This is a genomic window from Pseudomonas cuatrocienegasensis, from assembly GCF_900110925.1.
Lineage (GTDB): Bacteria > Pseudomonadota > Gammaproteobacteria > Pseudomonadales > Pseudomonadaceae > Aquipseudomonas > Aquipseudomonas cuatrocienegasensis.
In genome coordinates, this window is the sequence record NZ_FOFP01000013.1 from 143,562 (window position 1) to 156,489 (window position 12,928).

Here is a 12,928-nt window from a genome sequence, read left to right on the forward strand (position 1 = left end):
ATCAATGCCGGCACTTACACCCACAGTGCTAGCGGCACGGACGGCAACTATGCCCTGACCTTTGTCGACGGCGCCCTGACCATCGACAAGGCCGCGCTCACTGCCACTGCGGCTGACGCCAGCAAGACTTACGACGGCCAGGCCTTCACTGGCGGCAATGGCGTCAGCTACAGCGGCTTCGTCAATGGCGAGGATGCCGGCGTGCTCGGCGGCACGCTGAACTACGGCGGCAGCGCCCAGGGCGCGATCAATGCAGGCCTTTACGACCTGAGTGTCAGCGGCCTGAGCGCCGATAACTACGCCATCAGCTTTGTAGACGGTGCCCTGACTATCAGCGACCAGCCCCAGCCGGGCAGCCCGGCTGCAGAAATACCTCAGACCTACACCGATATTCTCGCCGCCACCCATGGCGGATCTGCTGACGAGACGCCAGCTGCGTTGCTCACCCCGGACGCACTCTATCGGATCGCCGACAGCGGTATCCGACTACCGGAGGGTCTTGACGAAATGTCTCGGGACAAGTGATCCCAGCGCTGCAACCCTGAGGGGCTTACGCACTGACCGGCTTACCAAAAAGGGTCGCCGTCAACAGCGTTTCCCCAGGGCGGGACTCGATGCGCAGCTGCCCGCCCATGCGCTCAATGCGCATGCGCATGCTGCTCATGCCAACCCCCGCGCTAGCGGCCAGCACCTCATCCACATCAAAGCCCCGGCCGTTGTCGCGCACCCACAGGTTCAGGCCACGCTCCGCTGCCGCGCATACGCCCACCTCCAGCCGAGTAGCACCAGCATGCTTGAGGACGTTGGTCAGCGCCTCTTCGAGAAAGCGCGTCAGGGCCAGCAACTGGGGGGGCGTGAAGGTACCCGGCCACTGCTCCGGCAAGCGCCAGTGCGACTCGATACCCAGATCGTCGAACAGGTCGATAAACCGCCTGCGCAACGGCGCCAACCACTCCTGTGGCGATTGCCAGGCAGGCACCGCCGACGAGCCGTCGATCACGTCACGCAGATCGCTGCGCAGGGTCTTCAGCACGGAGAGAAACTGGCCACCCTTGAGCCCATCACCATGCTCCATGCGGGTAATCGAACGCATCAGCGAGCTACCCAGGCCATCATGCAGATCGTGGGTCAGGCGCAGGCGCTCGTTGAGGCGAATGTTGTCGGCTGCCAGTTGATGCTCGCGCTGCAGCGTTTCGGTCAGCTCCGCGCGCGTTTTGTCTACGCGGGTTTGCAGCTCATCGTTGAAGCGCTCGATACGCTTCAGACTGCTGGAGAAGCGCATGGCCAGCCCCATAAACATCACAGCCGAAATAAAAGGCGTCGACAGCAGAACATAGACTTCTGGAACCTTGAGCACGCCAACAAAAGCCAGAAACTCATAGAGCGCCAAACCTGACATGCACGCCCCCAGTAGAGTCAGGTAGCGCTGCCGCACCCGGTAGCCATGCCAGAGAAGCTGCACAGAGATGGCCAACAAGACCAGCCGCAGCGAAACAGCAGACACCAGCTGTACCAGCGAAATATGTGCCGTCGGGACGACCACCACAACCACACAAAACACCAGCGCCACGGGCCAAATAGCGCGCTCTAGACGCACACGGCGCTGCCCGATGAACGCCCAGACGAACATGCACATCGCCGGGCAATACAGCACCAGCATGACCTGGCTGAGGCGATCCCATACCTCACCGTTGGCAAATGGCCAAGATGAAGTCACCAGCATATTGCTCAGGCCAAGCGTCCATAGCGACGACGCCAGGGCGAACCAGCCGAAGGCATGCTCCTGGCGGCGCAACAACCAGAACGTTAGAAACAGCACCCCCAGCATCAGCGAAATCACCAGGGTGATAAAAACCAGATCGCGTTGCAGCAGCAACTGGTGACGGTACTCCGGCCGAACCTGCTCGGGCGTGCCCACGCGCACCGTGCCCAGGCCAGGAGGCGCATGCTCCGAACCCACCACACGCACCCAGATGCTGTTGCCATGGCTTTGCGCTGAAACAGGCAACAGCCAGTAGCGCGGCATATTCCAACTGCGCGACAACGGCTCGACCAGGCTCTCATCCCGCCAGATCAGATCATCGTTAAGCCACACCTCACCGGCCATGACCATGCGATCAATACTCAGCGCCAGCGGCTCACCCTGGCAGTCGGCCTGCCAGTCCAGCCGATACCACACCGCCCCGAAAAACCCCGGCCAGTGGCGTTGCCACAGGTCCGGCAGGCTCACCGGCAGCCAGCCGTCTACCGGACGCACGCCATCGCCGGCCCGTTCGGGGGCCGCCATAACCTGGCTGATGGCCGGCTGGCAGCTCGCCTGCGCCAGGCTCGAAAACCACGGCAACAGGGCAAGCAGCAGCGTCAGGGCAACAAGCCGCGTTGCCGAGCCTCGCTCACCGCGCGGGTGCGCGAAGATACGGCCAGCTTGCGGTAAATCCGTTTGATATGGCATTCGACGGTATAGCGGGAAATGGTCAACTGTTCGGCGATTTCCCGGTTGCTCAAGCCCCGGGAAACCCATTCGAGAATCTCGCTCTCGCGGGCGCTGAGCGCTTCTATTTCGCCTGCATCGTGAGGCGTGTGCAACGGCGCCGTCGGCAACAAGGCCAGGATGCGCCGGGCGATAAAAGGATCGATGGGCGCACCGCCACGTAGCACGCTGCGAATCGACAGGCTCACCTCCAGGTCATCACGCTCCTTGAGCAAATACCCCGTTGCCCCAGCCCGTAATGCACCGAGGATCGCCTCCTCGGTGCTCCAGGCCGAAATCACCAAAATCCACAGCGCCGGATCCTGCGCGCGCAACTCCTGGATCAACTCGATGCCATTGCCATCGGGCAGGCCCAGGTCCACCAGCACCATCGCCACCGGCTGCTGGCTAACATGCGCACGCGCCTCGGCCAGATTCACCGCAAAGCTCACCGCCTCATCGGCATAACCGATTTCCCCAAGCACCCGCGCCAACCGCTGACGCATCAGCGGGTCGTCCTCAACCACCAGCACCGGCGCAGGCAGCAGAACATCATCGGGGGCATGATTGGCGGTCGACATCAGTGCAGGGTACTCAGAGCAAGTCAGTGAACAGCGGCGAGTGTGGCACGCCATAGTGGCACTCGCCTATCACCGAAATCAGGTATAGCCAGGCCTTGCACGCGTCTCCGGGAGCCGCATCAATGCGCCTCACCGGCCGCCCCATCGCGGCTAAAGCGGAACGCCGCCCGGCTCCTCCCACGAGCAGGATACTGACCCTCGCAGCCTCTCGGCAGCAGGCGTTAGCGGAACACCGTAGGGTGGACGACGCTTCACCCGTCCACCACTGCACGGTCGCCATGGTGGACAAAAAGAGCGTTGTCCACCCTACGTTTGCTATGGCGGACTGTGGCAGGCACCGGGCGGCGATCCAGACCGTTCCCACGCTGGAGCATGACCCCAGCAAACCGTGGGAGGCGCTTTAGCGGCGATACGTTTTAGCGGCGAGCAATCAGATCGTTCCTCACGCTCCGCGTGGGAACGCCGCCACGGGACGCTCTGCGTCCGACGTTGAACGCCGCCGAACCCAAACGGGCGCAAAGCGCTCTGGCCTGGGCCCCCACGCTGGAGCATGGGCGTAATCACAAACAATCGCGGCTAAAGCCCCTCCCACGGGCGGGCGACTGAATCCGTGGGAGGCGCCGGGCGGCAATCCGTTTTAGCGGCGAATTTAACGGGCCATACGCGGGCCCTGCATCACCACAGCCCGCGCTCGCGTCACTAAAAAATCACCAAAATTACCTAGTTTCAGTGATAGCCAGTCGCCAATACCTCCCGTCCAATATCCCCTTCTTGTAGGCCTGCGGGTCAGCCGCCGCCTGCACGCCATATTTCCGGTTTGCGCCTAGGCGAACCGGCCGGTTTTGATCGTTAAAGGGATTCCCCATGAACCGCACCTACGCCCTCGTCTGGAACCCAAGCCTCGCCGCCTGGAGCGTTACCGATGAACGCGCTCGCCGGCGCGGCAAGGGCGCAGGCGCGGTACTCGCCGCCGCCCTACTGCTGCCGCTCACCGCAATCGCCGCCGATCTGCCCAGTGGCGGCCAGGTGGTGTCGGGCAGCGGTGCGATCAACCAACCCAACGCCAGCCAGATGGTCATCGACCAAGCCAGCAACAAACTGGCCATCGACTGGCAGAGCTTCGATATTGCCGCCGGCAACAAGGTGACCTTCAACCAGCCGGGCCGCGATGCCATCGCGTTGAACCGCGTACTGGGTGCCGATGGCTCGAAGATCATGGGCCAGCTCGATGCCAATGGCCGGGTGTTTCTGATCAACCCCAACGGCGTGCTGTTCGGTGCCGGCGCGCAGGTCAATGTCGGCGGCCTGGTGGCCTCCACCCTGAATATCAGCGACAGCGATTTTGAAGCCGGCAACTACAAATTCAAGGGCAACGCCAGCAACGCCAGCGTCACCAACAATGGCCAAATCAGCGCAGCCGACGGCGGCAGCATCGCCCTGCTCGGCGGCACGGTAAGCAACAACGGCGTCATCGTTGCCAACCAGGGCACCGTCGCCCTGGCCGCTGGCAATGCGGTCACCCTGGATTTTGCCGGTGATGGCCTGCTCAATGTGCAGGTCGATGAGGCGGTGGTCGATGCCCTGGTGGAAAACCATCAGTTGATCAAAGCCGATGGCGGCCAGGTGTTGCTTACCGCCAACGCCGGCGATGCCCTGCTTAAAACCGTGGTCAACAACACCGGCGTGATCGAAGCGCAAACCCTCGGCGAGAAGGACGGCAAGATCGTCCTGCTCGGCAGCTTCGACGGCGGCACCGTGCAAGTGGCCGGCACCCTGGATGCCAGCGCACCCAACGGCGGCAATGGCGGCTTTATCGAAACCTCGGGTGCCCACGTCAAGGTGGCTGACGGCGCCAAGGTCACCACCAAGGCGGCGAGCGGTAAGACCGGCACCTGGCTGATCGACCCCACGGACTTTACCGTCAGCGCTGGAAATGCGAGCAAAACTGACAGCGGCATCGGTGCCACCACCCTCAGCACCACCCTGAACACCACCAGCGTCACCTTGCAAACCATCGATGACGGCAGCCAAGCCGGGGATATCAACGTCAACGCCGCCGTAACCTGGAATGCCACCACAACCCTGACGCTGAACGCCCATAACAACATCAACATCAACGCCGCCATCACCGCCAGCGGCGCTGGGGGCAAAGTTGCCCTGAAGTACGGCCAGGCCACTGCCGATGGCGACGGGGCGGACTACAGCATCAAGGCCCCGATCAACCTGCAGAGCGGTGACAACTTCAGCACCCAGAAAGGCACCAGCGGCCCGCAAATCACTTACACCGTGGTCAACGATGCCGCTGCGCTGCAGGCCATGAAGGACAAACGGGCCGGCAACTATGCCGTGGGTAGCAATATCGACCTGAGCAGCATCAGCAACTGGGTGCCGGTGGGTGATATCGGCAACTTCACCGGGCAATTCGCCGGTCTCGGCCATACCCTTAGCAACCTCACCATCGACCGCACCGATGGGGATTTCGTCGGTTTGTTCGGCTTTACCGGCTTCGATAGCGTGATTCGCGATATCGGCCTAGTGGGCGGTAGCGTAACGGGTAGATACACCGTCGGCGGGCTGATCGGATTCAACCGAGGAACTATCAGCAACGCCTATGCCACCGGCAACGTCTCAGGCAATGAGGACGTCGGCGGGCTGGTCGGACAAAACAACGGCACCATCGGCAACGCCTATGCCACCGGCAACGTCTTGGGCAATACCTACGTCGGCGGGCTGGCCGGAAAGAACCTATTAACCATCAGCAACGCCTATGCCACTGGCAGCGTTTCGGGTAACAGTAGCGTCGGCGGGCTGGTCGGATCCAGTGAGTCGGGAACTATCAGCAACACCTATGCCACCGGCAGCGTTTCGGGTAACAGTAGCGTCGGCGGGCTGGTCGGATTCAACTATCTAGGAACCATCAACAGCAGCTTCTACGCCACCACCGATGCTGCTGGCAGCGTGATTAATAACAGTGGTGCCACTACGGGGGCGTTCAGCGGGAATAATTTGGGCACCGGCAAAATCTGGGCTCAGTTGAGTGCCTCTGCTACCTTCGCGGCCTGGAATCAAAGCATCTGGTCATTCCCCGGCACCGGTGCCAGCGTGTCAGGCTATGGCTTGGGCGGCCTGCCCTACCTCACAGGGGTAACACGCCAGGCTGATATCGTCAGGAGCACGTTGTTCGCCGGTGGCTTTGGCACGCAAGACAGCGCCTATACCATCACCTCCTGGCAGCAACTGGCCAATATCAGCCAAGTGCTGAGCGGCGGTTACTACTTTAGCCTGAGCAACAACCTCGACCAGAACAGCCTTGGCTACACCACCCTGGCCAGCGCCACCGCCAATGGTGGCGCTGGCTGGAACCCGCTGGGTAATAACAACAACCCGTTCACCGGCACGTTCAACGGGCTCAGCCATACCATCAGTGACCTCATCATCAACCGCAGCGGTACGAATTACGTCGGCCTGTTCGGCTACGCAGGCCGCGACAGCGTGATCCGCGATATTGGCCTGGTCGGGGGCAGCGTTTCGGGTTTCGCCGGCGTCGGCGGGCTGGTCGGATACAACTACGGGGGGAACATCAGCAACGCCTATGCCACCGGCAATGTGACGGGCAGTGGCAACGTCGGCGGACTGGTCGGAATCAACGGCGAAAACAGCACCATCAGCAACGCCTATGCCACCGGCAGCGTCTCAGCCAGCGGCGGCAACGGCGGCGGGCTGGTCGGATACAACGCCGGGGGGAACATCAGCAGCAGCTTCTACGCCACCACCGATGAGAACGGCAACCCCATCAACAACGAGGGAGCCACGGGCGGCGCGTTCACCGACAATAGCAATGGCACGGGCAAGACGTGGGCAGAACTGACCCTAGCCTCGACCTTCAAGGATTGGGATATCGCCACAACCGGTGGCTCGAACGCCATCTGGCGCATCTACGACGGCCATAGCGGCCCATTGCTGCGCAGCTTCCTGCAGAGCGTTACCCTCACCGCCGATGCCAGCGGCGGCAGCAAAACCTATGACAGCACTGCCGTCACAGGCACCACCACCTATACAAGCAGCAGCCTGGGCAGCGACCTCGACACCGGCAAGATCCTGGGCAGTAGCCTGGGTTATGCCAGCAATAGCAAAAACGCCGGGACTTACAGCAGCACCGATGGATCGTTGATTCTCAGCGGCCTTTACTCGGGTCAGCAGGGCTACGACATCAGCTATGCCGACACCAGCCTGACCATCAGCAAGGCCGATCTGGCCGTCACCGGCATCAGGGCCAGCGACAAGACCTACAACGCCACCACCGCTGCCAACCTGAGCTACGACGACGCCAGCTTCAACGGCCGCTTCGGCACTGATGCGTTGACCGTGGCCTCGGCTTCAGGTGCCTTCACCGACAAAAATGCCGGCACTGGCAAAACCGTCAACATCACCGATATCGTCCTCGGCGGTGCCGACGCAGCCAACTACACCCTGACCAGCAACACCGCCACCACCACGGCCGATATCAGCAAGGCCGATCTGGCTGTCACCGACATCAACGCCAACAACAAAACCTACGACGCCACCACCGCCGCCACCCTGTCAGGCAGCGCCGTCGTGACTGCCATCAGTGGCGATACCGTCTCCCTCAGCGGCATGGGTGTCGGCAGCTTTGCCGACGCCAATGCGGGGGTTAATAAGGCCGTCACCGTCAGCGGCTACTCCCTGAGCGGCACCGATGCCAACAACTACAACCTGCTGCAACCAAGCGGTGTAACGGCCACCATTAACAAAGCCGACCTGACCTTGAGCGGTAGCAAGGTCTATGACGGTAACACCAGCGTGGCGGGCAGCACGCTGACGGCCACCGGCGTGGCCGGGGAAACCTTCGCCGTCGCGGGCTCGGGTGACGCCTCCAATCTGGCCAGCAAGAATGTGCAAAGCGGCTCTACGCTGAGCAGCCTCAGCGGACTGACACTGGGCACCAGCAGCAATGGCGGCCTGAACAGCAACTACAACGTGCTGAGCACCAGTGGCAGCAGCTACACCATCAGCAACAACGACCTCACGGTCACCGGCATAAGCGCCCTCAACAAAACCTACGACGCCACCACCGCCGCCGCCCTGTCAGGCAGCGCCGCTGTCACCGCTCTGGGCAGCGATATCGTTTCAGTCAGCGACACAGGCGTCGGCACCTTCGCCGATAAAAATGCGGGGGCTAACAAAGCCGTCACCGCCAGCGGCTACACCCTGAGCGGCACCGATGCCGGCAACTACAACATCGTCCAGCCCACCGGGCTAACCGCTGATATCAACAAAGCCGCTCTCACCATCACCGCCAATAATGCCAGCAAAACCTACAACGGCCTGGCCTTTAGCGGCGGTAATGGCGTCAGCTACAACGGCTTCGTCAATGGCGAGAACGCTGGCGTGCTTGGCGGCGCCCTCACCTACGGCGGCAGCGCCCAAGGCGCAGTCAATGCCGGCACTTATGGCCTGAGCGCCAGCGGCCTGACCTCCGACAACTACACCGTCAGCTACAACGCCGGCAGCCTGAACGTCGCTAAAGCCCAAGCCACCGTCACCGCCAACAGCGGCCAGGTGACCTACAACGGCCAACAGCAAAGCATTACCGGCTTTACCGCCAGCGGCCTGGTCAATGGCGAAACCACCAGCGTGCTCAGCGGCGTCAGCACCAGCGGTGGCAATGGCAGCAATGCTGGCAGCTATATCCACAGCGCCACTGGCACGGATGGCAACTACGACCTGAGCTTTATCGACGGTGCACTAACCATCGACAAAGCCGCCCTGACCATCACCGCCCTTGATGCCAACAAGATCGCCGGACAAAGCATCGCGCTCACCGGCTACAGCGCCAGCGGCCTGCTGGGTGACGACAGCATCAGCAGCGTCAGCCTCAGCAGCTTGGGCCAGCCCACAACCGCTGCGGCCGGTAACTACGCCATCGTCGCCAGCGATGCGGTAGGTGAGGCCCTGAGCAACTACGCCATCAGCTACCGGGAAGGCACCCTGCAAGTAACGGACAACACCGCCAACAGCCAGCCCTATATCGGCGCCATCGTCGCCAACAGCCAGACCGCTGCAGCGCCTGAGAGCACGTCGCCAGTCAGTGAACCCGAGGCTCAGAATCTGCAAATGCTGATGACCAACCCGCTCGCCGAGGTCATAAACCTGCAAGTCATCAACCAGGGCATCCGCCTGCCAGAAGGAATTTGATTTATGCGTTTCGTTTATTCACTGGCCGGTGCCACCGTTTCCCTGTTGTCGCTGTCGGTGGCGGCGGCCACCTTGCCGGACGCTGGCCAGTCGCAACAGAATATCGACCAGCCGTAGGGTGGACGACGCTTTACCCGTCCACCGCAGCACGACCGTAATGGTGGACAAACAGAGCGTTGTCCACCCTAGCTCGGCCCCGGCTGTTCGGCTTGCACGGCAATAACCTATCGCGGCTAAAGCCCCTCCCGCGAGCACGCTACTGACCCTGTGGGAGGCGCCGGGCGGCGATCCGCTTTAGCGGCGAATTTAACGGGCCATACGCGCGCCCTGCATCACCACAGCCCGCGCTTGCGTCACTAAAAAATCACCGAAATTACCTAGTTTCAGTGATAGCCAGTCGCCAATACCTCCCGTCCAATATCCCCTTCTTGTAGGCCTGCGGGTCAGCCCCCGCCTGCACGCCATATTTCCGGTTTGCGCCTAGGCGAACCGGCCGGTCTTGATCGTTAAAGGGATTACCCATGAACCGCACCTACGCCCTCGTCTGGAACCCAAGCCTCGCCGCCTGGACCGTTACCGATGAACGCGCCCGCCGGCGCGCCAAAGGCGCAGGCGCGGTACTCGCCGCCGCCCTGTTGCTACCGCTCACGGCAATTGCTGCCGACCTGCCCAGCGGCGGCCAGGTGGTGTCGGGTAGCGGCGCGATCAACCAACCCAACGCCAACCAGATGGTTATCGACCAAGCCAGCAACAAACTGGCCATCGACTGGCAGAGCTTCGATATTGCCGCCGGCAACAAGGTGACCTTCAACCAACCCGGCCGCGATGCCATCGCGTTGAACCGCGTATTGGGTGCTGACGGCTCGAAGATCATGGGCCAGCTTGATGCCAATGGCCGGGTGTTCCTGATCAACCCCAACGGCGTTTTGTTCGGCAGTGGCGCGCAGGTTAATGTCGGCGGCCTGGTCGCCTCCACCCTGAATATCAGCAACAGCGATTTCGCCGCCGGCAACTACAAATTCAAGGGCAACGGCAGTAACGCCAGCGTTATCAATAACGGTCAGATCACTGCAGCGGACGGCGGCAGCGTCGCCCTGCTCGGCGGCACGGTGAGCAACAACGGCGTGATCGTCGCCAACCAGGGCAGCGTGGCCCTGGCCGCTGGAAATGCGGTTACCCTGGATTTTGCCGGTGATGGCCTGCTTAACGTGCAGGTCGATGAAGCCGTGGTCGATGCCCTGGTGGAAAACCACCAACTGATCAAGGCCGATGGCGGCCAGGTGTTGCTCACCGCCAACGCCGGTGACGCCCTGCTTAAGACCGTGGTCAACAACACCGGCGTGATCGAGGCGCAAACCCTCGGCGAGAAGGACGGCAAGATCGTTCTGCTCGGCAGCTTCGACGGCGGCACCGTGCAAGTGGCCGGCACCCTCGATGCCAGCGCGCCGAATGGCGGTGATGGCGGCTTTATCGAAACCTCTGGTGCCCACGTCAAGGTGGCCGACAGCACAAAAGTCACCACCAAAGCGGCGAACGGCAAGACCGGCACCTGGCTGATTGATCCGACTGACTTTACCGTCAGCGCTGGCAATGACAACCAAAGCAGCAGCGGCATCGGCGCTAACACCCTGTCCAGCAACCTAGCCAGCAACAGCGTTACCTTGCAAACCGTGGCCACCGGCAGCGAAGCGGGCGACATCAACGTCAATGCGGCCGTGACCTGGAATGCGGACACCACGCTGACGCTGAACGCCCATAACAACATCAATATCAACGCCGCCATCACCGCCAGCGATGCTCAGGGCAAAGTCGCCCTGCAGTACGGCCAAGCCAGTGCCAATGGCGGCACGGCGGACTACCACATCGCAGCTCCCATCAACCTGCAAAGTGGGGAGAACTTCAGCACCCAGAAGGGCTCGACCGGCAGTGTGCACAGCTACACCGTGGTCAACGATGCCGCTGCGCTGCAAGCCATGAATAACCACCTGGGCGGCAACTATGCCGTGGGCAGCCATATCGACCTGAGCGGCATCAGCAACTGGCAGCCGGTGGGTTCTGTCACATTCTTCACCGGACGCTTCGACGGCCTGGGCCATACCCTTAGCAACCTCACTATCGACCGCAGCGGCGTTCTGGACCCCGTCGGTTTGTTCGGCTATACCAGCAGCAGCGTAATCCGCGATATCGGGCTGGTCGGCGGCAGCGTTACGGGCGGTACCTACGTTGGCGGGCTGGTCGGATACAACCTGGTCGGATACAACCAAATCGGAGCCATCAGTAACGCCTATGCCACCGGCAGCGTATCGGGCGTTGACTACGTCGGCGGGCTGGTCGGATACAACTACGGCGGAGCCATCAGTAACGCCTATGCCACCGGCAGCGTATCGGGCAGTGGCGACTACGTCGGCGGGCTGGTCGGAGTCAACACCAACTCCGGTACCATCAGCAACGCCTATGCCACCGGCAGCGTATTGGGCGCTAGCCAAGTTGGCGGGCTGGTCGGATCCAACGACGGAAGCATCAGCAGCAGCTTCTATGCCACCACCAATGCCGCAGGCAACCCCATCAATAACAACGGCGACACTGTGGCGGGGTTCGACGGGAACGCTTATGGCACGGGCAAAACCTGGGCAGAACTGACCCAAGCCTCGACCTTCACCGGCTGGAGTATCGCCACCACAGGTGGCTCGAACGCCATCTGGCGCATCTATGACGGCTACAGCGGCCCATTGCTGCGCAGCTTCCTCAAATCCGTGACCGTCACGGTCAACGATGTTGCCGGCAAGACCTATGACAGCAATACCGGCTGGGTAGCCGGTGCGAGCTACAGTAGCTCGGACAACAGCGCCAACTTGCTAGGCAGCGCCAGTTACACAAACGTCGCTACCCGCAATGCGGGCACTTATGCGCTGGGCCTCACCGGCTTGTACTCCAACCAGGAGGGGTATGACATCACCGTTGCCGCAGGCAGCTACACCATCGCCAAAGCCACGATATCCGCAGTGACCGACATCAGCGCCAGCAACAAGACCTACGACGCCACCACCGCTGCCAACCTGAGCTACGACGACGCCGGTTTTACCGGCCGCATCGACGGTGATGCGTTGACCGTGGCCTCGGCTTCAGGTGCCTTCACCGACAAAAATGCCGGTACTGGCAAAGCCGTCGATATCACCGGCATCGTCCTCGGCGGTGCCGACGCAGCCAACTACACCCTGACCAGCAACACCGCTACCACCACGGCCGATATCAGCAAGGCCGATCTGGCCGTATCCGGCATCAGCGCCGCCAACAAAACCTACGACGCCAGCACCGCCACCACGTTGACCGGCACCGCCAGCATCAACGCTCTCGGCAGTGATGTCGTGTTCGTCAGCGGCACAAGCGTCGGTGCCTTCGCTGACAAAAATGCGGGTAATGACAAGGCTATCACCGTCACCGGCTACACCCTAAGCGGCACCGATGCCAACAACTACAACCTGCTGCAACCAAGCGGTGTAACGGCCACCATTAACAAAGCCGACCTGGCCTTGAGCGGTAGCAAGGTCTATGACGGCAGCACCTCAGTGGCGGGCAGCACGCTGACGGCCACCGGCGTGGCCGGGGAAACCTTCGCCGTCGCGGGCTCGGGTGACGCCTCCAATCTGGCCAGCAAGAATGT

5 protein-coding genes are annotated in these 12,928 nt (G+C 61.9%); 3 read left to right on the forward strand and 2 right to left on the reverse strand.

Annotation, left to right across the window (positions count from 1 at the left end):
- A partial coding sequence (locus tag BMW49_RS17620) for an MBG domain-containing protein (RefSeq protein WP_208600977.1) occupies positions 1-525 on the forward strand: 525 nt, incomplete at its 5' end.
- Between the two features lie 25 nt (positions 526-550).
- On the opposite strand, the gene BMW49_RS17625 is transcribed toward BMW49_RS17620, so the two are convergent.
- Together BMW49_RS17625 and BMW49_RS17630 are read right to left on the reverse strand one after the other, a co-directional pair.
- Positions 551-2,287, reverse strand: coding sequence for a sensor histidine kinase (locus BMW49_RS17625; RefSeq protein WP_139133874.1), 1,737 nt, complete (start codon positions 2,285-2,287; stop codon positions 551-553).
- Between the two features lie 74 nt (positions 2,288-2,361).
- A complete protein-coding gene (locus BMW49_RS17630) occupies positions 2,362-3,051 on the reverse strand; it encodes a response regulator transcription factor (RefSeq protein WP_069522438.1) in 690 nt (229 codons plus the stop codon).
- A gap of 864 nt (positions 3,052-3,915) precedes the next feature.
- Here BMW49_RS17630 and BMW49_RS17640 point away from each other — a divergent pair.
- The gene (locus tag BMW49_RS17640; protein WP_090391029.1) at positions 3,916-9,267 is read left to right on the forward strand and encodes a YDG domain-containing protein; all 5,352 of its coding nucleotides are present in this window, start codon (positions 3,916-3,918) and stop codon (positions 9,265-9,267) included.
- 521 nt (positions 9,268-9,788) lie between these two features.
- Positions 9,789-12,928, forward strand: a 3,140-nt coding sequence (locus BMW49_RS17645; RefSeq protein ID WP_090391031.1) for a two-partner secretion domain-containing protein, incomplete at its 3' end; no start/stop codon positions are given.